Here is a 23,599-nt window from a genome sequence, read left to right as displayed (position 1 = left end):
CCCGGCCGGCGGGCGCCGGCTGAACACCCTTTCGTGCGGCGGGCCCGGGCGTGTGGACGCCCCGGCCCGCCGCACGTGCGTGTCGCCCCCACTTTCCGCACCTTTTGTGCTGCCATCGACCGTATGGTCGTCTCTGTCTCCGTCGTCCTGCTGCTCCTGCTTCTGGCCGGAATGCAGATGCACAACCGCTCGCTCAAGCCGAGCCATGCCATCACCTGCACCCTCCTCGGCTTCTGCCTCGCCTCCTCCAGCCTCGCCCCCACGATCCAGTCCACCCTCGTGTCCACCGCCTCCCTCGTCGGCACCATCCACCCGTAAAGAAACGCCGCCGCGAAAACGCCTCGCAATTCCCACGCGTATCCGTGTTTCCCGCGCAACCCGCCCTTCAAGATCGCCGGTTCGAGTTCGCCCGCGGACAGGATCGACGTCACGTCCTCTTTTCCTTTCCGGGGGGCTTTTTTCGGCCATCGCGGTGATAGAAATCTCCCATTGAACGCCCGTGGTGAGCCGGCCGGGACGGTGCCGGAGCCGTGTGCGGCGGGGAATTCCTTGGGAGGGCGTGCGCCATGACGCACCACGCGCAACTCTGGTCCAGTTCGTGGTATCCGGCCACCGCGTACCTGATCGCTTTCATCGGCTCGGTGCTGGGGCTGTCGTGTGCCGGCCGGCTCCGGGTGGTCGGACCGGGCCGTGGAAAAGGCTGGTTGGCGGCCGGCGCGGTTTCACTGGGCAGCGGGATATGGGGCATGCACTTCGTGGCGATGCTCGGGTACGAGGTGGACGGCGCCGACCTGCGCTACGAGGTCGCCCTCACCGCGCTGAGCTGGCTGCTGGCGGTGGTCGTCGTCGGTGTCGGCATGCACGTCGCCGGCCGCCGCGACGCCTTGCACCACCTGCTCGGCGGCGGCGTCCTGGCCGGGCTCGGCGTCGCCGGTATGCACTACCTGGGCATGCGCGCGATCCGGCTGCCCGGTTCGCTCTCCTACGACCCCGCCGTGGTGGCCCTCTCGGTCGTCATCGCCGTCGTGGCGGCGACCGCCGCGCTGTGGGCGACCCTGCGGGTGCGCGGCCGCGTGGCCATCACCGGTGCGGCGCTGGTCATGGCGTTCGCGATCAGTGCGATGCACTACACCGGTATGGAGGCCGTCACGGCCACCACCGACGGCACCACCTCCACCGCCGGCGTCTCCTCCTCCGCCTTCGTCCTCCCCCTCATCGTCGGCCTCACCCTGATCATCCTGCTCGTCTCCTTCGCCGTCCTGATGAACACCCTGGACGACGTATCCACCCCCGACCGCTGGTAGCGTGCCAACTCTCTTGACATAGAGACGTCTCACGGGGGGATGTCATCGTGACCCGCTCTTCGCTGCCCGTCGCCGCGGTCACCGCGGCCGCGGCCGCGCTCCTGCTGGCCGCCTGCGGCGGCGGCTCCACCAGCTCGGACAAGGCCAGCTCGTCGGACAGCCCGCCGGGCAGCGCCTCGGCGACGGCGACCACCGCGTCCCCGACCCAGGCGGCAGGCCCGACAGCGCCGACGTTCGACCTTCCGTCGGACATCAAGGTGAACTTCACCGGCTTCACCAGCAGCGACCCGACGAACAAGGCGGTGCTGCTGGACGCGACGTACGCGGCCACGTCGGTGGTGGAGACGGAGGCGCTGGGCAAGCTCGCGGAGACGCCGAACCTCAAGCGGTTCTTCACCGGCGATCATGGCGCGGCGCTGGCGGACCAGATGATCTCGTACGCGCGGACGGGCAAGGTCGCCACCGGCACCATCCGCTATTACGGGCCGAAGGTGACGGTCAACAAGGCGGCGGGCTCGGTGAACGTCTTCTTCTGTGAGGACCAGAGCAAGGCGTACGACAAGGACGCGAAGACCGGCAAGGTGACGGTGACCGAGCCGTCGCTGCGCAGCTACAACTCCTGGACGTACGTCATGAGCAAGGCGTCGTCCGGCGAGTGGCAGGTCATCGACTACAGCAGGGTACACGGGGTGAAGAAGTGCCAGGCGGACTGAGCGGACGCACCGCGCGTCGCACGGTCGCCCGTACTCGACGTCGGTGACGTCGTTGGACACCGACGCCTGACTCCAGGGCGCCGGTGTTGTGCCGGGCGGGTCACAGTTGTGGGAGGGGCGCTTCCGGTCGCTGGGGTGGCGCCGGTAGCGTCGAGGTGCCAACTCTGTTTACGTACAGGTATCTCACGGGGGATGTCATCGTGACCCGCTCTTCCCTGCCCGTCGCCGCGGTCACTGCGGCTGCGGCCGCGCTCCTGCTGGCTGCTTGTGGCGGTGGCTCCAACAGCTCGGACAAGATCAGCTCGTCGGACAGCCCGACGGGCAGTGCCTCGGCGACGGCGACCACCGCGTCTCCGACCCAGGCGGCAGGCCCCACAGCGCCGAAGTTCGACCTTCCGTCGGACATCAAGATCAATTTCGACGGGTTCGACAGCAGCGACCCGACGAAAAAGGCCGCACTCAAGGACGCCACCTACGCGGCGACGGCCGTGGTCGAGTTCACGGCGAGGGTCTACACCAAGGAACCGGCGTTCTTCAAACGGTTCTGGACCGGCGAGCACGGTGCGGAGTTCGCCGATTCGCTGATCGCGCAAGGCAAGGACGGCAGTGTCGTCACCGGGACCTTCAACTACTACAAGCCGGTGGTGAAGACCCTCTCGACCGGGAACCTGGCGGTCCAGTACTGCGAGGACCAGCGGAAGGCGTACGGCAAGGACGCCAAGACGGGCAAGGTCGACGTGACCACGCCGTCCTTGGAGGACTTCAACCTGTGGACGCTGACCATGACCAAGAGTTCCACAGGAGAATGGCAGGCATACGACCATACGTGGCAGAACGGAGCGAAGCAGTGCCAGATCGCCTGACAGTACGTCGACTGACCCGCGGCGCTGCCGTCACCCTCGTCTGCGTCTCCGTGCTGGCCGGCACCGCCGAGGGAGCGGTCGCCAAGACGGGCAAGGGCTACGGTGACACGAGCTCATCGAGCAGCACTGCTTCCGGTGGCGGCACCTCGTACCAGGTGCACGTGAGTTATACGCACCGCGGGAACGGGGAGGGGGACGGCTCGACGCCGGTGACCTCGTCGGACGCGAACTTCTCGCCGCCGGTGTGCTGGTACACGAGTTTCACGCCGGACGAGTTCAAGGACGAGATCGATCGTCGGTATATCGCGGCCGGCCAGGAGGGCGCGGGTACCGTCTACACGTACTACAACGAAGTTCAGTCGGACATGAACGACATCAAGTACCACAAGGGCGACGACGGTAGTTGGTGGGTGCTGACCTGGGACGACAACGCGCTCAACGAGCCGGGCGCGACCTGCCCGTACAGCACCGGGTGGATGTGGGAGCCGCCGGCGGACCCGCCCCAGGGCGCGATATCCCCCGAGGTGCTGGCCAAGGCGGCGTACGGCCAGCTGAAGCTGCCCACCAAGGGCGTCAAGCTGAGCCCGCAGCCGGGCAACCAGAAGGTGAACCTGCCGACGTACGTGGACTTCAAGGAGACCGACGCCCAGGTGTCGGTGACCGCGCAGCTGACCGAGCCGAACGGCGACGCGGTCGCGGCCACGGTGGTGGCGCAGCCGTACAGCCTGCACGTGGAGGCGGGCACGCAGTACGCGAGCCCGCAGAGCTGCGACTACCGGTTCAGCCAGTCGGGCACGGGCGCGTCGCTGGACACGTCCGGCGCGTCCTGCAACGTCACGTACACCAAGGCCAGTTCGGGGAACTACACGTTCACCGCGGCCATGACGTGGAAGGTGTGGTGGACGCCGACCGCCGACGTGCAGCCCGCGGGGACCGCGCTGCCCGACGGGATGTCGCAGTCCGAGCAGCCGGTGACGGTGGAGGAGATCCAGACCGTCAACCGCTGAGCGCACGGCAATGAGCCGGGGTCGGGGGACATCCCCGGCCCCGGCTCGACGTATGCCTGCCGCCTGAAGGGCTATCGTCTGCTTGTGTGTTGTATCTATGATGTGCGCATTATGGATACGAAGTCGCCGCCCGCCGCCGAGCGGGTCTACCTCCATGTGAAGAGCGGGGTGCTGGACCGCTCTTACGAGGGCGGGACGCTGCTGACCGAGGGCGACCTCGCCGAGGCGGTCGGGGTCTCGCGCACCCCGGTGCGGGAGGCCCTGCTGCGGCTGGAGGCCGAGGGCCTGCTCAAGCTGTATCCGAAGAAGGGCGCGCTGGTCCTGCCGGTCTCCGCGCAGGAGATCGCCGACGTGGTCGAGACCCGGCTGCTGGTCGAGCAGCACGCGGTCGCCAAGGTGGTGCCGGCCGTACCCGCCGGGCTGATCGGCCAGTTGGAGGACTCGCTCGCCGAGCAGCGCGCGCACGCCGCCGCCGGCGACCTGGCCGCCTTCGCCGTCGCGGACCGCACCTTCCACGCGGAGATCGTCCGCGCGGCGGGCAACCGCATCCTCGCGCACCTCTACGACCAGCTGCGGGACCGCCAGTTGCGGATGGGGGTCGCCACGATGCACGCCGAGCCGAGCCGGGTGGCGAAGAACATCGTCGAGCACACCGAGATCCTCCAGGCGCTGCGGGACGGCGACGAGCGGACCGCGGCGATAGTCGTCGACCGGCACGTGTCCTGGGTCAACACGCTGGCCCGGGGCGAGTCGTGACCGCGAAGCCGCTGCCGGGGGACCCACCGGGCGGCCGCCGGGCCACCCTCGTGTGGGGAGTGGGTACCCTCGTCTACCTCGTGGCCGTCGTCCACCGCACCAGCCTCGGCGTCGCCGGGATCGACGCCGCCGCCCGCTTCCACATCGGCGCCTCCGAACTGTCGTCGTTCTCCATCCTCCAGGTGCTCGTCTACGCGGGCATGCAGATACCCGTCGGCCTGATGGTGGACTCGCTCGGCACGAAGAAGGTGCTGATGCTCGGCGCGGTCCTCTTCACCGCCGGGCAGGGCGCGTTCGCGCTCTCCCACTCCTACGGCACCGCGCTCGCCGCCCGCGCGGTGCTCGGCTGCGGCGACGCGATGACGTTCGTGAGCGTGCTGCGGCTGGGCTCGCGCTGGTTCCCCGCCCGGCGCGGGCCGATGGTGGCGCAGGGCGCCGCGCTCTTCGGCGTCGCGGGCAACCTGGTCTCCACGGTGGCGCTCTCGCGGCTGCTGCACTCCGCCGGCTGGACCCCGACCTTCCTCGGCACCGCGATCGGCGGCGCGTTCGTCCTGGTCCTGGTCGCGCTGCTGCTCCAGGACCACCCCGACGGCCACGCCCCCGCGCCCGTCGAGCACGTCGGGACCGCGTACGTGCGGCGGCAGATCGCCGACGCCTGGCGGGAGCCCGGCACCCGGCTGGGGATGTGGACGCACTTCACCACGCAGTTCTCCGGGATGGTGTTCCTGCTGCTGTGGGGGATGCCGTTCCTCGTCGAGGACCAGGGGCTGTCGCGGGGCAGCGCGGGCACGCTGCTGACGCTGGTGGTCGTCGCGAACATGGTGTTCGGCATGCTCTTCGGGCAGCTCATCGCCCGGCACCACGGCGTCCGGATGCCGCTGACGCTCGGGGTGATTGGCGCGACCGCCCTCGCCTGGGCGGCGGTGCTGGCGTGGCCCGGCGGGCACGACCCGCTGTGGCTGCTCGTCGTGCTGTGCGTGGTGCTCGGCGCGTGCGGGCCCGGCTCGATGATCGGCTTCGACTTCGCCCGCCCGGCCAACCCGCCCGAGCGGTTCGGCACCGCCTCCGGGATCGTCAACATCGGCGGTTTCACCGCGTCGATGGTGACCCTCCTGGCGATCGGGCTGCTCCTGGACGCCACCCACGACGACTACCGCGTGGCCTGGAGCAGCGTCTTCGTGCTCCAACTCCTCGGCACCACCCAGATCCTGCGGCTGCGGCGCCGCACCGCCCGGCTCGAACGCGAACGGGTCGCGGCCAGCCGCGTGGAGAGCGTCCACCGCAGTCATGCGCCGACGGGACCCCCCGGGTTGCCCGGCTCCGTCGGCTGAGGGACCACCTGCCGGTGGTGGGTTGCCCCCCGGGATGCCCCGTCCTGCGGGTGCCGGACCTTGCGGTGCACGGTGGCTTGTCGCGCCGTTCCCCGCGCCCCTACAGCGGGGTGAAGGTGACCGGGAGCGCGGCGGGGCCGCGCTGCCAGAGGGAAGGGCGCCAGGGGAGTTCGGCCGAGGCCAGCGCCGGCGCCAGATCCGGGATGCGGTCGAGCAGGATCTCCAGGGCCGTGGTCGCGACGATCTCCGCCAGTTGGGGCGCGGGCGCCGGACAGCGGTGGGCGCCGTGGCTGAAGGACAGGTGCGCGTGGTTGCCGACGGCACCGCCGGGCAGCGCCGGGTGCACCCGGGGATCGGCGTTGGCGGCGGCGAGCCCGAGCACGAGGCAGTCGCCGCGCCGTACGGCGCGCCCGCCCAGCTGGGTGTCGCGGGTGGCCCAGCGCCCGATCACGTTCTGCACGGGCGGATCGCTCCACAGCACCTCCGCCAGCGCCTGCGCGATGCTCCGCCGCCCGCCGGACAGGGTGAGCGCGAACCGCTCGTCGGTCAGCAGCAGCCGCAGCGTGTTGCCGATCCAGTCGGCGGTGGGCCGCCGCCCGGCCGCCATGATCGTGAGCAGGTCCTGCACGACCTCCTCGTCGGTGAGCCGGGCCGGGTGCGCCAGCAGCCGGGACGGCAGGTCGGCGCCGGGCGCGGGAGCGCGCCGCACCCGGGCGAGCACCGCCTCCAGCATGGTCCGCAACCGCGCGGCGGAAGCGGCGGGCCCGGACGCGGACGGAGCACCGCCCGGGTGCGCCGGGCACTGCGCGGGCGGCGCGGCGGTGCCGTAGCCGTACTGGCCGGCCAGGTCCCGTTCCAGTGCCGCCGTCTCGTCCGGGCGCAGCCCGAACAGCCCGGCCATGACGTGCAGCGGCACCTGCTCGGCGTACTGCGCCACCAACTCCGCCCGCCCGGCGCCCGCGAAGGCGTCCACCGCGGCGTCCGCGGCCCGTTCGGCGCGCTGCCGCAGCTCGTACGGGTCCACCTCGCCGAGCACGTCCGCGACCGCGCCTGCGCGCCGCTGGTGCTCGGCGCCCTCGGTGAAGCGGACCGACGGGGTGTGCGCCACGTGCGGCAGCAGCGGCCACCCGGCGGGCACCCGGTCCCAGGCGTGCCAGCGGCGCGGGTCGCGTCCGAACAACTCCGGGTTTCCCGCGACGAGTTGGACTTCGTGGTAGCCAAGCACCAGCCACGCGGGCACCCCGCCGTCCAGCAGCACCGGCGCGACCGGCCCGTACGCCTCGCGCAGTGCCCGGTAGTACGCGCCCGGGTCGGCGTGGTCGAACGCGGGCGCCGCCGGGTGCGGCACGTGGGCGACCGGCCGGTGGTCCGGCGCGGAACCGGGACCGGGCGGGGACCCGGACACGGAGGTGGGCGCGGATACGGAGCCGGGCCCGGGAACAGGGCCGCTCGCGGGTACGGGGCCGGGCGGCCGTTCGCTCGTCGCGGCCGGCCCCCACGGCGGCACCGGCTGCGGCCCGGGTATCTCCGCGAGCCGCTGCCGCGCGGCCGCGCCCACCTGCGGCATCCGCCCCTGAGGCGCGAGCCCGCGCGGCGGCACCACCTCGTCCGCCCGGCCGCGCCGCTCCCGGGGCTCCTGCTGCTGCGGCTCCCACTCCTGAGGCGGCGTCATGGCGCGGGTGTCTTCCGTGGATCAGAGGTTGTGCAGCGCACGGAGGACCTTCCTCAGCATGTCGGACGGGGGCAGCAACTCCGCCGCGGTGGTGGGCGCGTGCGCGGTGATGTGCTGCCCGGTGAGGAGGTCGGCGAGCAGCACGCGCACCACGCCGACCGGCAGGGCCAGCCGGGAGGAGAGTTCGAGCACGGCGATGGGGCGGCGGCACAGCCGCAGGATGCGGACGTGCTCCGAGGGCATCCCGGGGAGCGGTTCGCCGCGGGCGGCGATGACGGTGGCGAGGTCGAAGCCCTTGGTGCCGGTGCCGCTCCGCCCGCCGGTGAGGGTGTAGAGCCGGTCCGGGGCGCCGCTGTCGACCGGCCCGCGTATCGGCCCGCTTCTCATGCCGGGAGCTTCCCGCGTACGCCCGCCGCCGGCAGGGTGCCCTGCGGGCCGCGAGCCGCCTCGACGATGTCGTTCATGCCGCGGCCGATCGCCCGGGCGTCCGCCGACTCCTCGCCGACGACGGCCAGATGGGCGCCCGCGCCGGCCTCGACGATGAACAGCGCGCCGCCGTGGAAGTCGGTCATGGACTGCCGTACGCCGCCGGTGCCGTCGCCGAACTCGACGGACGCGCCGTGCACCAGGCTCTGGATGCCCGAGGCGATCGCGGCGAGCTGGTCGGCGCGGTCCACGGACAGCTCGGGCGACCAGTGCAGCTTCAGGCCGTCGGCGGACAGCAGCAGCGCGTGGCGGGCGCCGGGCGTCAGGGCCACGAACCGTTCGAGCAGTAAGGAGACGTCGCCTCCGGCGCCTCCGGTGCCGTTCGTCGTCACTGGTCACCCTCCCCTTCGCTGTCGGCGCTGCCCCGGTCCCGTCCGGTCGCCGCGTCCCGGAAGGCGCCGAACCGGGCGCCCGCGTCGGCACCCGTGGCGGGTGCCGGGCCCGCCGTAGGCCACGGGGAGGAGTCGTACCCGGGCGCGGGCTCGGGCATGCCCCGGCCCCGGGTGCGCCGCGGCAGCGGCACGTGGACGGGGTCGGCCGGGCCGCCCGTGGCGCCGCCTTCCGGACCGGCGGCGGTACGGGGCCGTACGGGCCGTACGCCGCCGTCAGGGCCCGCGGGAGCGCCTCGCCCGTCCGGTGCGGTGTGGGGGCCGGTGTGCCCGATCTCCTCGGGCCGTGCGGGCTCGGGGAAGCCGTCGTGGCCGGCGCCGACGTCGGTGCCGGTCCGGTCGCCGTACCGCCCGCCGGCCACCGCGGTGCCGTAGGAGGTCCCGGGCGCGGGCTCGTACCCGCGGCCTGGTCCGGGACCGGCGGCCGGCTCGAGGCCCGGCCCGTACGCCTCGGTGGCCCGGGTGACGATCCGCGACGGGATCAGCACGACCACGCCGGTGCCGCCGCGCGAGGACGGCCGGAAGGAGATCCGCAGGCCGTGCTTGCGGGCGAGCCGCCCCACCACGGTCAGCCCGATCCGGGTGCCGGACAGGCCGGGCAGCAGGTCGCCCGCGGCCTCCGCCGGGTCGCCCGAGACCAGGCCCTCGATCCGGGCGAGGTCGCCCGCGGGCATCGCGAGCCCGGCGTCCTCGACGGTGACCACGACACCCGAGTGCGACTCCTGGACGTAGACGTGGACCTCCTCCGACGGCGGCGAGAAGTTGCAGGCGTTGTCCATGAGTTCGGCCAGGACGTGCATGACGCCCTCGGCGGCGTGCCCGGCGACGGCCGCGCCGGTCGTGGTGTGCAGCCGTACCCGGCGGTAGGCGTGGATACGGCCCATCGCGCCGCGCAGCACGCTCTCCATCGCGATCGGCCGGGTCCAGCGGCGCCCGGAGCGCGAGCCGGAGAGCACCGCGACGCTGTCCGCGAGCCGGCCGGTCTGGGCGGCGTAGTGGTCCAGCCGCAGCAGGTCGTCCAGCACGCTCTCGTCGTGCCGCTGCTCCATCTCGCGCAGGTCGGCCAGCATGGTGGTGGTCAGCGCCTGCACCCGGGCGGCGGCACTGGCGCACGCGGCCATCCCCGCGGCCCGGGCGCGCTCCCCGGCTCCCAGCTCTCGCACCGCCACCTCCAGCAGCCGCTGGTGGGTGCGCCCTTCGGGGCGCGGCAGCGCGGCCAGGACGGTGCCGGTGGAGCCGCCCTCGCGCAACTGCTCGACGGCGAGCGGGATCGTCACCTCCGCCAGCCGTACGGCCTCTTCCTCCAGCGCGGCGGCCCGTGCCGTCTGGGTGCGCAGTGCGCCGCGCAGCGACGCCTCGGTCTCGGCCCACGCCCGCCGCCGCGCCTCCGCGTCGCGCAACGACCGCCGGGACGACTCCAGTTCGGCGGCCGCCTGCCGGGTGGCCTCGGCGTGCAGGGCCACGGAGCGGGCGGTGTCCTCCCGTAACTCGGCCGCTTCGGCGCGCAGTCGGCGTACCGTGCGGCGGCGGGAGGCGGCCAGCGCGACCGCGGTGCCGAGCAGCAGCGCGGCCAGCGCGGCGGTCGCGGCCACCAGCGGGCGGTCCTGGGCGTCGGCGCGGCGCACCGCCCACGCGCCGGCCGCCCCGGCGGCGACCACCGCGGCGAGCGGGAGTGGTGCGGCACGTCCGGCTGCGCGGAATCCGCCGCCGGAGCGCCGCGGCGGCTGAGACGGTAACGGTGAGCCTTGAGCTGACATCAGGCGATACCCCATGGCCGGACCGGAAGCCGACCGCCGTGCCGGGTCACGCTGACGTACGGGCGGCAACAGGATGAGTTCGCCTCACCCTACTCGCCGAACTCGTGTCCTATGCCCGAAACTTGAGGTATTGGTCGCCGGACTGTTACTGGATCATCACCGCGCGTGCAAGAATTCACTTTCGGCCACCGATTCGCCCTGGTTCAGGGGGAGTTCGCCGTCCCGTCCGGTTATTCGGTGACCGCGAGCCTCGCCAGGATCGCCTGCGCCAGCTCCTCGTCGCCCTCGATCTTCAGCCGGTCCTCGGGCACCGCCGCCGCCTTCACCCGGCCGGTCAGCAGCCGCAGGAACGCCTCCCACTCGACCACGAAGGTGACCGCCGGGCCGAGCGAGACCGCGGAGTCGATGGTGCCGCGCCCCTCGGCGTTGACCCGGACGGTGCGCATGAACTCCAGCGGGCCGTGCACGTCGAAGACCACCGCGGAGCCGGGCTTGGCGCCCGCGTCGTGCGCGACCACCTTCGGCAGCGCGCGCAGCACGAACTCGCGGGAGAGCACCGCCGCCGCCGAGGCGAGGTTGCCGGGCTTGTCCAGGGCCCGGCGCAGGTCCTGTTCGTGCACCCACACGTCGAACACCCGTGACCACAGCAGCTCTTCGAGGGTGGTCTCGCCGCCGCCGATCGCGCGCACGTCGGCGTCGGGCTCGCGCGACTCGTTCCGCAGCTGCCGCGAGCGGCGGATGATGGTGTACTCCAGTTCGGAGGTCATCTCCGGCGCGGTGTGGTGGCGGCGGATGTCGACCGGGACCTCGGTGTAGCGGGCGCGGTCGCTGGTGATGTGCCGCAGGTCGCTCGGCAGGCTGTGGATCGGCCGCGGGTCGCCGAGGATCTCGCACTCGAAGCCGATGACGTGGGAGACCACGTCGCGCACGGACCAGTACGGGCAGTCGGTGGGCCGGTTCCACTCGGCTTCCGGCAGCGGCGAGACCAGTTCGTTGATGGACTCTATGGAGTGGGTCCAGGCGTCGATGTACGGCTGGATCTTGCGGTGGACGGTCACGGGACCCCTCGACGGTCGGTGCGCGGTCGTGGCGGTTTGGCGCCTAAGTTAGTCTTCGCGCGGGCGCCCACGCAGTGCTTTCGAGTGACGATGGTAGGCCCGACTTCGACGACCCAACGTAGGGGCGGTGTACGGATGCGCGCAACGCTTCTCCAGATCGACGTGGACCCCGCCGAGTTGCCGGCCGTCCGCCGGGCCCGGGTGGCGGCGCTGGTACGTGCGCAGGCCGGGGCGGATCTCGTGGTGCTGCCGGAACTGTGGACCGTGGGCGCCTTCGCCGCGGACCTGTTCGCGGCCGAGGCCGAGCAGGTGCCGGACGGGCCGACCGTCGAGGCGATGGGCGCGGCCGCGCGCGACGCCGGGGTGTGGCTGCACGCGGGCTCGGTCGTCGAGCGCGACCCGGACGGGCCGCTCTACAACACCTCGCTCGTCTTCGGGCCCGACGGCGAGCTCCGCGGCGCCTACCGCAAGATCCACCGGTTCGGCTTCGACCGCGGCGAGGCCGCGCTGATGGCGCCCGGCGCGGAAGTCGTCACCGTGCGCCACCCCGATGCCGTACTCGGCCTCGCGACCTGTTACGACCTGCGCTTCCCGGAGCTGTTCCGGCTGCTGGTCGACGCCGGGACGGAGATCGTCGTGCTGCCCGCCGGCTGGCCCGCCCGCCGGCTCGCCCACTGGCGGGTCCTGGCCCAGGCGCGGGCGGTGGAGTGCCAGGCGTACGTCCTCGCCTGCGGCACCGCCGGCACGCACGCGGGGGTGCCGCAGGCCGGCCACAGCATGATCGTCGACCCCTGGGGCGAGATCCTGTGCGAGGCGGGCCCGGACGCGCAGACCCTCACCGCGGACCTGGACCCCTCCTCGGTGGCCGCCACCCGGGCGGACTTCCCGGTCCTGCGCGACCGCCGGCTGTGACCAGCCGGAAACCGCCGCCTGTGATCAGTCGGAGTCGTGCTCCTTGGCGACGATGTGGTCCACGCACACCGCGATCGCCAGCAGCATGCCCGCGTCGGCGTCCTCCCGCTCCACGTCGACGGCGTAGGAGTCCCGCAGAGTGAACCAGCGGCGGGAGATCCGGGCGAGCCGCTCCCCCTCGTACTCGATGTCGTACTCCTTGTCGATGAGGTCGCCGCGGATCTCCAGCTCCTCACCGGAGGCCAGCTCCGCGCGGAAGACCTCGCGCAGGAAGGCGAGCCGCTTCTTCTTGACGGTCACCAGGGTCTGCCCGCCGCGCTCGATCGTCATCGCGTCGCGCAGGCTCAGCAGCTTCTGGTGGATGACCGCCACCTCGTTGCCCTCGGCGTCCTGGATCTCCAGGGTGTCCCTGATCCGCAGCACCTTCCCGTCCACGTAGAACGCGCGCCGCCCGTGCTCGTCCTCCACCCAGTAGTCGTCGCCGACCGCGAACATCTTCTCCCGCACCACGTATTTCATGGGGGGACATGTACCCGCTCCGGCCGGGAATGTGTTCACCGCCGCGATGCGGTTTGATGGGGATATGACTGCACGTGCACGTGTCCGGGCGCCCGAGCTGGTTGGCAAGGGCGGCTGGCTGAACACCGGAGACCGCCAACCCGCCCTCGCCGATCTGCGCGGATCGATCGTGATCCTCGACTTCTGGACGTTCTGCTGCGTGAACTGCCTGCACGTGCTGGACGAGCTGCGCGAGCTGGAGGAACGGCACCGCGACACCGTGGTGATCGTGGGCGTGCACTCGCCGAAGTTCGTGCACGAGGCGGAGCACCAGGCGGTGGTCGACGCGGTGGAGCGCTACGGCGTGCACCACCCGGTCCTCGACGACCCGGAGCTGGCCACCTGGCGGCAGTACGCGGTACGGGCCTGGCCGACGCTCGTCGTGATCGACCCGGAGGGCTACGTGGTCGCCCAGCACGCCGGGGAGGGACACGCGCACGCGCTGGAGAAGCTGGTCAACCGGCTGGAGCAGGAGCACGCCGCCAAGGGCACCCTGCGCCGCGGCGACGGACTGTACGTGCCGCCGGAGCCGGTCTCGACGGACCTGCGTTTCCCCGGCAAGATGCTGGCGCTGCCCGGCAGCGGCCACTACCTGGTGTCGGACTCCACCCGGCACGCGCTGGTCGAGCTGGCGGCCGACGGCGAGACCGTGGTGCGCCGGATCGGCACCGGCGAGCGGGGCCTGGCCGACGGCGACGAGCGGACCGCGCGGTTCAGCGAGCCGCAGGGCCTGGCGCTGCTGCCCGGGGGCGCGATCATCGTCGCCGACACCGTCAACCACGCGCTGCGCCGCCTCGACCTCGAGACCGGGCAGGTCACCACGGTCGCGGGCACCGGCCGCCAGTGGTGGCAGGGCTCGCGCAGCTCCGGACCCGCCCTGGAGGTGGACCTGTCCTCGCCGTGGGACGTGGCCTGGTACGACGACCGGGTGTGGATCGCGATGGCCGGCGTCCACCAGCTGTGGACGTACGACCCCGCCACCGAGCGGGTCGAGGTCGCGGCGGGCACCACCAACGAGGGCCTGGTCGACGGGCACGCCGGCGACGCCTGGTTCGCCCAGCCGTCGGGGCTGTCCGCGGCCGACGGCAAGCTGTGGATCGCCGACTCCGAGACGTCCGCGCTGCGCTGGGCCGAACGGGCCGCCGACGGCGACGGGTACGTGATCCGCACGGCGGTCGGCACCGGGCTCTTCGACTTCGGGCACCGCGACGGGCCGGCCGGGCAGGCGCTGCTCCAGCACCCGCTGGGCGTCACCGCGCTGCCGGACGGCTCGGTCGCGATCAGCGACACCTACAACAACGCGCTGCGCCGGTACGACCCGGCGACCGGCGAGGTGACCACCCTCGCGGGTGACCTGCGCGAACCCTCGGACGCGGCGGTGGTCGACGGCGACGTGGTGGTCGTGGAGTCCGCGGCACACCGGCTGACCCGGATCAGGCTGCCCGAGGAGGCGGCCCGCGTGCAGGGCGAGGCACACCGCACGCAGCGCGCCGCCACCGATGTGGCGGCGGGCCCGTTCCGGCTCGACGTGGTCTTCAGCGCGCCGCCCGGCCAGAAGCTCGACGACCGCTACGGCCCGGCCACCCGCCTGCTGGTCGAGTCGACCCCGCCCGGCCTGCTCAGGGCGGGCACCGGCAAGGGCACCGACCTCTTCCGCGACCTGGAACTGGACCCCGCGGTTCCCGAGGGCGTCCTGCACATCTCGGCGATGGCCGCGTCCTGCGACGACGACCCCGCCAACCCCTACCCCGCCTGCCACGTCCACCAGCAGGACTGGGGTGTCCCCGTCCGTCTCACCCCCGCCGGCGCGCCCCGCCTGGCCCTGGTGCTGGCCGGTATGGACGGCGAGGACGACGGGGACGACGGTCCGGCGGAAGCGGCTCAGTAGCGCCGCTCGGACGGGTAGTAGCGCTCCTCCACGACGGGCGGCACGTCGCCGTCCGCCGTGGGCGGGATGCGCCGGCGCTTGAAGATGCTCACGTACGCGGCGAGTCCGACGATGCCCACGGCCATCATGATCAGGCCGACCAGGTCGACGTTGACGCCTTTCATGTGCCAGTCGGTCGCGAACGTGATGATCCCGCCGATGGCGATGAGGACTATGCAGCCTCCGATTCCCACAGTGTCCGCCTCCCAGTCGAGTTGACGACATTGCGGTAACGGCTGTCGCCTACCCCGCCCTCTGCCGCACAATCAGCTCGCGGTACCGCCCGCTCGTCGAGGACCATGGCGGCATGGAATTCCGCCACCCCGCCAAACCGCGCCCGGGCGACCGGGTCGCGGTGCTCTCACCGTCCTCCGGCCTGCCGGCGGTGCTGCCGTTGCCGTACGAACTCGGCCTCACCCGGCTGCGCGAGCAGTTCGGGCTGGAGGTGGTGGAGTACCCCGCCACCCGGCGGATCGGCTCGACCCCCGCCGAGCGGGCCGCGGACCTGCACGCGGCGTTCGCCGACCCCGGCGTCAAGGCGGTGATCAGCACCATCGGCGGGGACGACCAGATCACCGTCCTTCCGCTGCTGGACACGGAGTTGCTGCGGGCGAACCCGAAGCCGTTCTTCGGCTACAGCGACTGCACCAACCTGCTGGTCCACCTGTGGAACCTGGGGATCGTCGGCTACCACGGCGGCAGCGTGATGGTGGAGTTCGGCCGGCCCGGCGCCCTGAACCCGCTCACCGAACGGTCGTTGCGCGCCGCGCTGCTCGGGTCGGGCCCGTACGAACTGGTGCCCGCCGCCGAGTTCACCGACGTGGGACGGCGGTGGGAGGACCCGGCGACCTTCACGGCGGAGCCCGCGATGGAGCCGGCCGGCGGCTGGACCTGGCACCGGCCCGACCGGGTGGTGCAGGGCCCGAGTTGGGGCGGCAACCTGGAGATCCTGTCCTGGCTGCTGATGGCCGACCGCGGTATCAAAGCGCCCGAGGCGTACGAAGGGTGCGTGCTGTTCCTGGAGACGTCGGAGGAACTGCCTTCCGGCGAGGAGGTCTTCCGCATCCTGCGCAACATGGGCGAACGCGGTCTGCTCCAGCGGTTCCCCGCGCTGCTGATGGGCCGCGCCAAGAGCTGGTCCTTCGACCGGCCGCTGCCGCCGCAGGAGCGCGTCGCCCACCGCGCGCGGCAACAGGAGGCCGTGCTGCGGGCGTTCGGGCAGTACGCCCCCGACACGATGATCGTCTTCGACGTCGACCTCGGGCACACCGACCCGCAGCAGGTCATCCCGTACGGCGGCCAGGTCCGGGTGGACGGGCCCGCGCGGCGGATCACCGTGGAGTATTAGGTGGCGCGTCGGGTGGCGCAATTGCGGGAATTGTTTGTTTGATTTTCCCACTTTCCGCGGGGGTGGGTGACGGGGGTCGGAAAAACATTGCGTCCCTTATTTTCCTCGCTAAAGTGACCGTGCGCGCAGGCTTTTCACGGCCTGGGTGCACGCATTCCTTTCGCAGGCACGAGACCCGAGGGAACGGCATGAAATTCCAGCCCGACAAGACGCTCAAGGCGGCGCTCGCCGTCACGTTCGCCGCGACGATGGTCGCCGGATCTGCGGCGGCCGCCGTGGCGGCACCGACCAGCGCGGCCGTCAACCGCACCGACTGCGACAACCGGTCGGACTTCCTGCAGTTGTGGAAACAGCCCTCCGGTGAGGAACTCTGCTTCGCCAACGCCGGGGACCTGCCCGTCGCCGTCTACGACGTCTCGTACCTCAACTCCGGCAACAACGCGGGCTATGTCCGGGTGGACCGGGGCAGCAGCGCCGTGCAGGTCAACTTCCTGAAGGACCAGCGGAACATCGCGGTCAACGGCACCGTGACCTTCATCCACATCAACTGACCGGTGGGCCGGGGCGCGGCGGGGCCCCGCCCCGGCCTCAGGTGGCGGTGAGGTGGGCGAGTGCGGCGATGATGCGGTCGCCGGTGTCCGGCGGCCAGAAGTGGACGCGGGTGACGGCGCGCTGGTGGGCCAGGCCGTGCAGGCCCAGCCAGAGCGCGATCGCGTCCCCGCCCGGATCGGCGCTGGTGGACTGCCCGGTGGCGACGCACTCGCTGAGCGCGCCGATGAGCAGTTCCATGGTGTCCAGGCCGAGGTCGGCGAGGTCCGCCTCGGTCACGGAGCTGTCGCCGAGGCTCGGCATCCACAGGCCGCCGAACATCGTGCGGTAGCGCTCGGGGTGCTCGCGGGCGTAGCGCAGGTATCCCTCGCAGATCGCGAAGAGCCGGTCGCGGGGGTCGTCGCCGGCCTGCTCCGCGCAGATGCGCAGTTCGCGTCCCAGTTCGGCGAACTCGCCCTGGACGACGGCCAGCATGATCGCCGGCTGGTCCGGGAAGTGCGGGTAGATCGAGGGTGCGGCGATGCCGACCCGGCGGGCGACGGACCGCAGGGTGATGGCGCGCTCGTCGCCGGTCTCGTCCAGCAGCTCGGTCGCGGCGCTGACGATGTCGTCGCGCAGCCGGTTCCCCTCGCCGCGGCGGTTGCGGGCGCGGGTGGGCTTCGGTGCGGCCGTCTCGGCCGGGGTGGTCTCTTTCACGGCTGTGACCTTACACCTGAAAACTTACTGCCGCAGTGTCTTGCAGCCGTCTGCTTACGTGTGTAGCTTTACAAGCGTAAGGAAACGGGCCGAGCCTGAGGGAGCACGCCATGACCAGCACCATTACCGTCCGCGCCACGGAGGTCGTCCTGCCCGCCGCGGTCGAGCCGAGCGGCCTGGAGGTCAGGACCCGGGACCTGCCGCAGCCGGCCGCCGGCCAGGTCGTCCTGCGGATGGACGCGACCGGCGTCTCCTTCGCCGAGCAGCAGATGCGCCGCGGCAAGTACTACGACCAGCCGGCATTCCCCTTCGTCCCCGGCTACGACGTGGTCGGCACCGTCACCGCGGCAGGGCCCGGGGTGGACGCCGGGATGGTCGGTCGGCGCTTCGCCGCGGTCACCAAGGTCGGCAGCTGGGCCAGCCACCAGCTCATCGAGGCGGCCGACCTCGTACCCGTCCCCGACGGGGTGGACGCCGCCGCGGCGGAGACGGTCGTCGTCAACGGCATCACCGCCTGGCAGATGCTGCACCGCATCGCCAAGGTCCGCGCCGGCGGCACCATAGTGGTCCTCGGCGCCAACGGCGGTGTCGGCTCCACCCTGGTGCAACTCGCCCGGCACGCCGGGATCTCCGTGATCGGCACCGCCTCCCCGCGCCACCACGACGCCGTCCGCGCCCTGGGCGCGACCCCGGTCGACTACCGCGACCCGGACCTGTACGCGCGCCTGCGCGCACTCGCCCCAGGCGGCGTGGACGCGGTCTTCGACCACGTCGGCGGCGCGGGCCTGGCCCGCTCCTGGTCGCTGCTGCGCAAGGGCGGCACCCTGGTCTCCTACGGCACGGCCGCCACCAAGGACGACGAGGGCAACTCCCAGCTGCCGGTGCTCCTGCTCCTCGCCCGCATCCTGGCCTGGAACGCCCTGCCCAACGGCAAGGGCGCGCACTTCTACAACTTCTGGGCCGGCCGCCGCCGCAAGGCCGCCTTCCGGCAGCGGCTCGCCGAGGACCTCACGCAGGTGCTGCGCCTGGTGGACGAGGGCGTCCTGACCCCGCAGATCGCCGCGCGCATCCCGCTGGCCGAGGCGTCCGCGGCGCTGGAGCTGGCCGAGTCCCGGACGGTCGCGGGCAAGGTCATCCTCGTCCCGTGAGGGCGCGGCCGCCGGCCCTCACGGCCCCGCCCCTGCCCTCACCCTGCCAGGAACTCCGCCAGCGCACTGGCCAGCAGGTGCGGGTCGTCCGCCCCGGCGAGCTCCCGCGCCGAGTGCATCGACAGCAGCGGCACCCCGACGTCCACCGTGGTGATCCCGTACCGGGCCGCGGTGATCGGCCCGATCGTCGTCCCGCAGGGGATCGTGTTGTTGGAGACGAAGTGCTGCAACGGCACCCCGGCCCGCTCGCACGCGGCGGCGAACGCCGCCCGGCCGACCCCGTCGGTGGCGTAGCGCTGGTTGACGTTGGTCTTGAGGATCGGCCCCCCGTTGGCCCGCGGGTGGTGGCTCGGGTCGTGCCGCTCGGCGTAGTTGGGGTGCACCGCGTGCCCGACGTCGGAGGACGCGCAGACCGTCGCGGCCAGTGCGCGCAGCACGTCCTCCTGGTCGCCGCCCCGCGCCAGCACGGACCGTTCGAAGATCCGGCCGAGCAGCGGGCCGCCGGCGCCGGTGTCGGACTGGCTGCCGGTCTCCTCGTGGTCGAAGGCGGCCAGCACCGGCACATGGGCCAGGTCGGGCCGGGCCGCGGCGGCGATCAGCGCGGCCGCCCCGGCGTGCGTGGACAGCAGGTTGTCCAGCCGCGGGCCGGCGAACAGCTCGCGGTCCCGCCCCAGGTACGACGGGGCCTGCACGTCGTGCGTCATGAGGTCGAAGCCGGCCACGTCGGCCTCGGCGACCCCCGCCTCCCCGGCGAGGAAGCCGATCAGGTCGCCCTCGGTCACCTCGCCCAGGCCCCACACGGGCTGGAGGTGCCGCTGCCGGTCCAGGCTGAGCGAGTCGTTCGCGGACCGGTCGAGGTGGATGGCGAGCTGCGGCACCCGCAGCAGCGGCCGGTCCACGTTCACCAGGCGGGTGGAGCCGTCGCGCAGTGACAGCCGCCCGGCGATGCCCAGGTCGCGGTCGAGCCAGCTGTTGAGCAGCGGGCCGCCGTAGATCTCCACGGCGATCTGCCGCCAGCCCTGCGCGCCGAGGTCGGGCTGCGGCTTGACCCGCAGGTTCGGCGAGTCGGTGTGCGCGCCGACCACGCGGAACGGGGTGTGCGGCGCGGCGCCCTCCGGCACGTACCAGGCGACGACGGCGCCGCCGCGTACGACGTACCGCCCACCGGGACCGCTCGCGGCGTCCGCCCACCGCTCGTTCTCGTCGACCCGGGTGAAGCCCGCCGCGTCCAGCCGCTCGGCCACGGAGGCGGCCGCGTGGTAGGGGGTGGGCGCGGATCGTACGAACGCGGCCAGGTCGTCGGTGTGCCCGCGGTCGAACGCGGGACGCTGCTGAGTGGTCATGGCGGCCAGCTTAGTTACGGACGCTGTAGGCAGCCGGTCCGCGGTGGGGGTGTGGCCTGCGGCAACGGCGTCGTGCCGCCACCCCGGGGGGGTGACGGCACGCGGCGTTGACGAGGGGCCGACCGGACCGGTCAGAGGGCCTCTTCGGGTCAGAAGGCCTCTTCGGGCAGGTCCATGACGTCCAGCGTGACCGCCTCGGCCAGGGTGCGCGCGGTGGCGACCTCCGGCAGGACGGTGGCCGCGAAGAACTTCGCCGCCGCGACCTTGCCGGTGTAGAAGGGCTTGTCCTTGCCGCTCGCCGCGGGCAGCTTCTCGGCGGCGACGGCCGCGCCGCGCAGCAGCAGGTAGCCGATGACGACATCGCCGGAGGCGAGCAGCAGCCGGGTGGAGTTGAGCCCGACCTTGTAGATGGAGCGCACGTCCTGCTCGGTCGCCGCGAGGTCGGTGAGCATGGTGCCGACGATCGCCTCCAGGTCGGCCGCGGACTTCGCGAGCTGGTCGCGGGCCGCGGCCAGCTCCTCGCCGCCCGGCGCCTCGGCGAGGAACTTCTTGATCTCCTCGCTGAGCGCGGTGAGCGACTGCCCCTGGTCGCGGACGATCTTCCGGAAGAAGAAGTCCTGGCCCTGGATCGCGGTGGTGCCCTCGTAGAGGGTGTCGATCTTGGCGTCCCGGATGTACTGCTCGACCGGGTACTCCTGGAGGTAGCCGGAGCCGCCGAAGGTCTGGAGGGACTGGGCGAGCTGCTCGTAGGACCGCTCGGAGCCGTAACCCTTGACGATCGGCAGCAGCAGGTCGTTGAGCCCGTGCAGCTGCTTGGCGTCCTCGCCGCGGGACTCGGCGGCCTGGATCGCGTCCTGGACGGTCGCGGTGTAGAGCACCAGGGCGCGCATGCCCTCCGCGTACGCCTTCTGCGTCATCAGCGAGCGGCGCACGTCGGGGTGGTGGGTGATGGTGACCTTGGGCGCGGCCTTGTCGGTGAACTTGGCCAGGTCCGGGCCCTGGACGCGCTCCTTGGCGTACTCCAGCGCGTTGAGGTAGCCGGTGGACAGGGTGGCGATCGCCTTGGTGCCGACCATCATGCGGGCGAACTCGATGATCCGGAACATCTGGCGGATGCCGTCGTGCCGGTCGCCGATCAGCCAGCCCTTGGCGGGGTGCTTGTCGCCGAAGGTGAGCTCGCAGGTGTTGGACGCCTTCAGGCCCATCTTGTGCTCGACGTTGGTGGCGTACACGCCGTTGCGCTCGCCCAGCTCGCCGGTGGTGAAGTCGAACTCGTACTTCGGCACCATGAACAGCGACAGGCCCTTGGTGCCGGGGCCGGCGCCCTCGGGGCGGGCCAGGACGTAGTGCAGGATGTTCTCGCTCAGGTCGTGCTCACCGGAGGTGATGAAGCGCTTGACGCCCTCGATGTGCCAGCTGCCGTCCTCCTGCTTGACGGCCTTGGTGCGGCCGGCGCCCACGTCGGAGCCCGCGTCGGGCTCGGTGAGCACCATCGTGGAGCCCCAGCGCTTCTCGCTCGCGAAGGTGGCGATCGCCTTCTGCTCCTCGGTGCCCTCCTCGAAGAGGATGCGGGCGAAGGCGGGGCCGCTGGCGTACATCCACACGGCGGGGTTGGAGCCGAGCACCAGCTCGCCGAAGGCCCAGATCAGGGAGCGGGGGGCGGCCGTGCCGCCGATCTCCTCGGGCAGGCCGAGCCGCCAGTACTCCGCGTCCATGTAGGCCGCGTAGCTCTTCTTGAACGACTCGGGGACCGGCGCGGTGCTGGTCTCGGGGTCGAAGACGGGCGGGTTGCGGTCGGCGTCAGTGAACGAGTCCGCGAGGTCGTGCTCGGCGAGGCGGGCGACCTCGCCCAGGATGTCCTTCGCGGTGTCGACGTCCACCTCCGCGAACGGACCGGTGCCGTAGACCTGGTCGCGGCCCAGGACCTCGAAGAGGTTGAACTCGATGTCGCGGAGGTTCGGCTTGTAGTGGCCCATGACCAAGGCTCCGTATCGCAGTCAAGAAGAAGGCTTCACCGAAATGATGCTACCCGTCGGTAATAAGACGCAACCCCTACCGGGCCCGATGTGACGGCTTCCTCGTTGCCGGCCCGCGCGGGTCGATACCCTTGCACGTGTGTACGGCTACGAGCAGAGCGTGAATGGCGGGCCGGGCGGTCAGATGGGCGCCGGCCCGATGGGTCCGCCGATGGGTCCCCCCATGGGCGGCGCGCCGATGGGCGGCGGTCAGATGGGCGGTCCGGGGTACTCGGAGCCGTCCGCCGCCTACCCCGAGCCCTCGCCGCCGTCGCTCGCCGACGCGGTGCGCGCGTTCACCACCGGCGCGATGATGGCCGAGGACTTCCAGGCGATCTTCGCCACGTCCAAGGTGTACTGCCCGCGCGGCGAGAACCCCGGGTTCCTGGCGCTGCACGACACCCAGCAGCCGGTCATCCCGATGTTCACCTCGCTCAAGGAGCTGCGGCGGTACGCGGGCAAGGAGTCCAAGTACTTCGTCATCACCGGCGCCGAGGTGCTCGACCTGCTCCCCACCGGCTACGGCTTCGTCCTGGACATCGACGGCCAGCACCGGATGGTGTTCGACGCGAAGGCGGTCGAGCAGATGGTCGACTTCACGATGCGCCGCATGTACGGCTGATGCGCGGCTAGGGCGTACCGCACCACCGCTGTACGGGGCAGGTGTGCGCCGCGCGTGCGCCCCTGCTCGCTCCCCTGTCACTACCCTGTCGCTCCCCTGTGCACCCGCGAGGGAACAGGCGCGCCTTGCGAGATGTTCAGAGTTCAACTACTTTGGATTTCAGCATCCGCTAGGAGGACGTCATGCCCGCAGTGACCGTTGAGAACCCGTTGAGCCTGCCCCGGGTCAGCCCGGCACAGGGGAGCACGTCGAGGCCCGCGCTGACGGTGACCACCGCGCCGAGCGGGCTGGAGGGCGAGGGCTTCCCGGTCCGCCGCGCCTTCGCCGGCATCGACTACCGGCACCTGGACCCGTTCATCCTCATGGACCAGATGGGCGAGGTGGACTACGCGGCGGGGGAGCCCAAGGGCACCCCCTGGCACCCGCACCGCGGCTTCGAGACGGTGACGTACATCATGGACGGCACCTTCATCCACCGTGACAGCCACGGCGGGGGCGGCACCATCACCAACGGCGACACCCAGTGGATGACCGCCGGGTCCGGACTGCTGCACATCGAGACCCCGCCGGAGTCCCTGGTGCTCAGCGGCGGCCTCTTCCACGGCCTCCAACTCTGGGTGAACCTCCCGAAGGCGGACAAGATGATGCCGCCGAAGTACCAGGACATCCGCGCCGGCGGCCTGAAGCTGCTCACCTCCGAGGACGGCGGCGCCCTGATCCGCCTGATCGCCGGCGACCTCGACGGGCACCGCGGCCCGGGCGCGACCCACACCCCGATCACGATGATCCATGTCTCCGTCAACCCCGGCGCCACGGTCACCCTGCCCTGGCGCGCGGACTTCAACGCCCTCGCCTACGGCCTGGCCGGCAACGGCTTCGCCGGCCCCGAGGCGCGCCCCTTCCACCTCGGCCAGGCGGTCCTCTTCGGCAAGGGCGACGCGCTGACCCTGCGCGCCCACGAGAAGCAGGACTCGCGCAGCGAGAACCTCGAGGTGGTGCTGCTCGGCGGCCTCCCCATCCGCGAGCCGATGATGCAGTACGGGCCCTTCGTCATGAACACCCACGCCGAACTCGCCCAGGCCTTCGACGACTTCCAGGCCGGCCGCCTCGGCTCCATCCCCACCGACTCCCCCCTGGGCACCTGA

At 72.1% G+C, this 23,599-nt stretch carries 24 protein-coding genes; 14 read left to right on the top strand and 10 right to left on the bottom strand.

Annotated features, from left to right (window positions below; all coding sequences use genetic code 11):
* Positions 1-123 precede the first annotated feature (123 nt).
* The 7 genes from AC3EVP_RS26155 to AC3EVP_RS26125 all read left to right on the top strand — a co-directional run bounded on the left by AC3EVP_RS26155 (position 124) and on the right by AC3EVP_RS26125 (position 5,974).
* A complete protein-coding gene (locus AC3EVP_RS26155) occupies positions 124-318 on the top strand; it encodes a hypothetical protein (protein ID WP_335971925.1) in 195 nt (64 codons plus the stop codon).
* A 248-nt stretch (positions 319-566) separates the two neighbouring features.
* A complete protein-coding gene (locus tag AC3EVP_RS26150) occupies positions 567-1,304 on the top strand; it encodes an MHYT domain-containing protein (RefSeq protein WP_435133737.1) in 738 nt (245 codons plus the stop codon).
* Between the two features lie 47 nt (positions 1,305-1,351).
* On the top strand, positions 1,352-2,017 hold the full coding sequence (locus AC3EVP_RS26145; RefSeq protein WP_435133734.1) for a hypothetical protein: 666 nt from the start codon (positions 1,352-1,354) through the stop codon (positions 2,015-2,017).
* A 200-nt stretch (positions 2,018-2,217) separates the two neighbouring features.
* Entirely contained in the window at positions 2,218-2,880 is a 663-nt protein-coding gene (locus tag AC3EVP_RS26140) for a hypothetical protein (protein ID WP_435133731.1), read from the top strand.
* Entirely contained in the window at positions 2,865-3,887 is a 1,023-nt protein-coding gene (locus AC3EVP_RS26135) for a hypothetical protein (RefSeq protein WP_435133728.1), read from the top strand. The genes AC3EVP_RS26140 and AC3EVP_RS26135 overlap by 16 nt, the downstream gene beginning before the upstream one ends.
* Before the next feature lie 111 nt (positions 3,888-3,998).
* Positions 3,999-4,643 carry a GntR family transcriptional regulator gene (locus AC3EVP_RS26130; RefSeq protein WP_335971937.1) on the top strand — a complete coding sequence of 215 codons (645 nt, stop codon included), beginning with the start codon at positions 3,999-4,001 and terminating at the stop codon, positions 4,641-4,643.
* Positions 4,640-5,974 (top strand): MFS transporter, encoded by a 1,335-nt coding sequence (locus tag AC3EVP_RS26125; RefSeq protein ID WP_435133724.1) that lies wholly within the window; start codon positions 4,640-4,642, stop codon positions 5,972-5,974. The genes AC3EVP_RS26130 and AC3EVP_RS26125 overlap by 4 nt, the downstream gene beginning before the upstream one ends.
* 100 nt (positions 5,975-6,074) lie before the next feature.
* On the opposite strand, the gene AC3EVP_RS26120 is transcribed toward AC3EVP_RS26125, so the two are convergent.
* The 5 genes from AC3EVP_RS26120 to AC3EVP_RS26100 all read right to left on the bottom strand — a co-directional run bounded on the left by AC3EVP_RS26120 (position 6,075) and on the right by AC3EVP_RS26100 (position 11,336).
* A complete protein-coding gene (locus tag AC3EVP_RS26120; protein WP_435133722.1) occupies positions 6,075-7,646 on the bottom strand; it encodes a cytochrome P450 family protein in 1,572 nt (523 codons plus the stop codon).
* A 21-nt stretch (positions 7,647-7,667) separates the two neighbouring features.
* Positions 7,668-8,033 carry a DUF742 domain-containing protein gene (locus tag AC3EVP_RS26115; RefSeq protein WP_335971942.1) on the bottom strand — a complete coding sequence of 122 codons (366 nt, stop codon included), beginning with the start codon at positions 8,031-8,033 and terminating at the stop codon, positions 7,668-7,670.
* The gene (locus AC3EVP_RS26110; RefSeq protein WP_335971944.1) at positions 8,030-8,464 is read right to left on the bottom strand and encodes a roadblock/LC7 domain-containing protein; all 435 of its coding nucleotides are present in this window, start codon (positions 8,462-8,464) and stop codon (positions 8,030-8,032) included. Before AC3EVP_RS26110 ends, AC3EVP_RS26115 begins: the two co-directional genes overlap by 4 nt.
* Positions 8,461-10,179 (bottom strand): sensor histidine kinase, encoded by a 1,719-nt coding sequence (locus AC3EVP_RS26105; RefSeq protein ID WP_335971946.1) that lies wholly within the window; start codon positions 10,177-10,179, stop codon positions 8,461-8,463. The genes AC3EVP_RS26110 and AC3EVP_RS26105 overlap by 4 nt, the downstream gene beginning before the upstream one ends.
* A 329-nt stretch (positions 10,180-10,508) precedes the next feature.
* Positions 10,509-11,336 carry a maleylpyruvate isomerase family mycothiol-dependent enzyme gene (locus AC3EVP_RS26100; protein WP_335971948.1) on the bottom strand — a complete coding sequence of 276 codons (828 nt, stop codon included), beginning with the start codon at positions 11,334-11,336 and terminating at the stop codon, positions 10,509-10,511.
* Between the two features lie 135 nt (positions 11,337-11,471).
* Between AC3EVP_RS26100 and AC3EVP_RS26095 the strand changes: the two genes are divergently transcribed.
* On the top strand, positions 11,472-12,248 hold the full coding sequence (locus AC3EVP_RS26095) for a carbon-nitrogen family hydrolase (RefSeq protein WP_335971950.1): 777 nt from the start codon (positions 11,472-11,474) through the stop codon (positions 12,246-12,248).
* Positions 12,249-12,272: 24 nt separating this feature from the next.
* Here AC3EVP_RS26095 and AC3EVP_RS26090 read toward each other — a convergent pair whose 3' ends face one another.
* Entirely contained in the window at positions 12,273-12,767 is a 495-nt protein-coding gene (locus AC3EVP_RS26090) for an LURP-one-related/scramblase family protein (protein WP_435133717.1), read from the bottom strand.
* 64 nt (positions 12,768-12,831) lie between these two features.
* On the opposite strand from AC3EVP_RS26090, the gene AC3EVP_RS26085 reads away from it, so the two are divergent.
* Complete coding sequence (locus AC3EVP_RS26085) at positions 12,832-14,694, top strand: NHL domain-containing thioredoxin family protein (protein ID WP_335971954.1); 1,863 nt, start codon at positions 12,832-12,834, stop codon at positions 14,692-14,694.
* Here AC3EVP_RS26085 and AC3EVP_RS26080 read toward each other — a convergent pair.
* Positions 14,688-14,927, bottom strand: a complete 240-nt coding sequence (locus tag AC3EVP_RS26080; RefSeq protein ID WP_335971956.1) for a hypothetical protein — start codon at positions 14,925-14,927, stop codon at positions 14,688-14,690. The genes AC3EVP_RS26085 and AC3EVP_RS26080 overlap by 7 nt on opposite strands.
* 113 nt (positions 14,928-15,040) lie before the next feature.
* Here AC3EVP_RS26080 and AC3EVP_RS26075 point away from each other — a divergent pair, with 113 nt between their 5' ends.
* Together AC3EVP_RS26075 and AC3EVP_RS26070 are read left to right on the top strand one after the other, a co-directional pair.
* Positions 15,041-16,081 (top strand): S66 family peptidase, encoded by a 1,041-nt coding sequence (locus tag AC3EVP_RS26075; RefSeq protein WP_435133713.1) that lies wholly within the window; start codon positions 15,041-15,043, stop codon positions 16,079-16,081.
* A gap of 188 nt (positions 16,082-16,269) precedes the next feature.
* Positions 16,270-16,632 carry a beta/gamma crystallin domain-containing protein gene (locus AC3EVP_RS26070; protein ID WP_335971961.1) on the top strand — a complete coding sequence of 121 codons (363 nt, stop codon included), beginning with the start codon at positions 16,270-16,272 and terminating at the stop codon, positions 16,630-16,632.
* Between the two features lie 37 nt (positions 16,633-16,669).
* Here AC3EVP_RS26070 and AC3EVP_RS26065 read toward each other — a convergent pair whose 3' ends face one another.
* Complete coding sequence (locus AC3EVP_RS26065) at positions 16,670-17,326, bottom strand: TetR/AcrR family transcriptional regulator (protein WP_435133710.1); 657 nt, start codon at positions 17,324-17,326, stop codon at positions 16,670-16,672.
* A 110-nt stretch (positions 17,327-17,436) separates the two neighbouring features.
* Between AC3EVP_RS26065 and AC3EVP_RS26060 the strand changes: the two genes are divergently transcribed.
* Positions 17,437-18,474 carry a medium chain dehydrogenase/reductase family protein gene (locus AC3EVP_RS26060; protein ID WP_435133707.1) on the top strand — a complete coding sequence of 346 codons (1,038 nt, stop codon included), beginning with the start codon at positions 17,437-17,439 and terminating at the stop codon, positions 18,472-18,474.
* A 38-nt stretch (positions 18,475-18,512) separates the two neighbouring features.
* Here the strand turns inward: AC3EVP_RS26060 and AC3EVP_RS26055 are convergent, their stop codons facing one another.
* Both AC3EVP_RS26055 and AC3EVP_RS26050 read right to left on the bottom strand, forming a co-directional pair.
* On the bottom strand, positions 18,513-19,817 hold the full coding sequence (locus AC3EVP_RS26055) for a M18 family aminopeptidase (protein ID WP_335971965.1): 1,305 nt from the start codon (positions 19,815-19,817) through the stop codon (positions 18,513-18,515).
* A gap of 149 nt (positions 19,818-19,966) precedes the next feature.
* Positions 19,967-21,793, bottom strand: a complete 1,827-nt coding sequence (locus AC3EVP_RS26050) for an acyl-CoA dehydrogenase (protein ID WP_435133705.1) — start codon at positions 21,791-21,793, stop codon at positions 19,967-19,969.
* 139 nt (positions 21,794-21,932) lie between these two features.
* On the opposite strand from AC3EVP_RS26050, the gene AC3EVP_RS26045 reads away from it, so the two are divergent.
* A complete protein-coding gene (locus AC3EVP_RS26045) occupies positions 21,933-22,454 on the top strand; it encodes an SseB family protein (RefSeq protein WP_435133702.1) in 522 nt (173 codons plus the stop codon).
* A gap of 182 nt (positions 22,455-22,636) precedes the next feature.
* Complete coding sequence (locus tag AC3EVP_RS26040) at positions 22,637-23,599, top strand: pirin family protein (protein ID WP_335971969.1); 963 nt, start codon at positions 22,637-22,639, stop codon at positions 23,597-23,599.

The organism is Actinacidiphila sp. bgisy144 (genome assembly GCF_057708105.1).
Note: the sequence above shows the minus strand (reverse complement) of the source record. Positions and strands in the feature narration are given on the sequence as shown.

Bases quoted from the DNA above. Each gene is read 5' to 3' on its own strand.
- AC3EVP_RS26155 (WP_335971925.1), top strand. From the start codon at position 124: ATGGTCGTCTCTGTCTCCGTCGTCCTGCTGCTCCTGCTTCTGGCCGGA.
- AC3EVP_RS26150 (WP_435133737.1), top strand. From the start codon at position 567: ATGACGCACCACGCGCAACTCTGGTCCAGTTCGTGGTATCCGGCCACC.
- AC3EVP_RS26130 (WP_335971937.1), top strand. From the start codon at position 3,999: ATGGATACGAAGTCGCCGCCCGCCGCCGAGCGGGTCTACCTCCATGTG.
- AC3EVP_RS26120 (WP_435133722.1), bottom strand. From the start codon at position 7,646: ATGACGCCGCCTCAGGAGTGGGAGCCGCAGCAGCAGGAGCCCCGGGAG.
- AC3EVP_RS26115 (WP_335971942.1), bottom strand. From the start codon at position 8,033: ATGAGAAGCGGGCCGATACGCGGGCCGGTCGACAGCGGCGCCCCGGAC.
- AC3EVP_RS26095 (WP_335971950.1), top strand. From the start codon at position 11,472: ATGCGCGCAACGCTTCTCCAGATCGACGTGGACCCCGCCGAGTTGCCG.
- AC3EVP_RS26090 (WP_435133717.1), bottom strand. From the start codon at position 12,767: ATGAAATACGTGGTGCGGGAGAAGATGTTCGCGGTCGGCGACGACTAC.
- AC3EVP_RS26085 (WP_335971954.1), top strand. From the start codon at position 12,832: ATGACTGCACGTGCACGTGTCCGGGCGCCCGAGCTGGTTGGCAAGGGC.
- AC3EVP_RS26075 (WP_435133713.1), top strand. From the start codon at position 15,041: ATGGAATTCCGCCACCCCGCCAAACCGCGCCCGGGCGACCGGGTCGCG.
- AC3EVP_RS26070 (WP_335971961.1), top strand. From the start codon at position 16,270: ATGAAATTCCAGCCCGACAAGACGCTCAAGGCGGCGCTCGCCGTCACG.
- AC3EVP_RS26060 (WP_435133707.1), top strand. From the start codon at position 17,437: ATGACCAGCACCATTACCGTCCGCGCCACGGAGGTCGTCCTGCCCGCC.
- AC3EVP_RS26055 (WP_335971965.1), bottom strand. From the start codon at position 19,817: ATGACCACTCAGCAGCGTCCCGCGTTCGACCGCGGGCACACCGACGAC.
- AC3EVP_RS26050 (WP_435133705.1), bottom strand. From the start codon at position 21,793: ATGGGCCACTACAAGCCGAACCTCCGCGACATCGAGTTCAACCTCTTC.
- AC3EVP_RS26040 (WP_335971969.1), top strand. From the start codon at position 22,637: ATGCCCGCAGTGACCGTTGAGAACCCGTTGAGCCTGCCCCGGGTCAGC.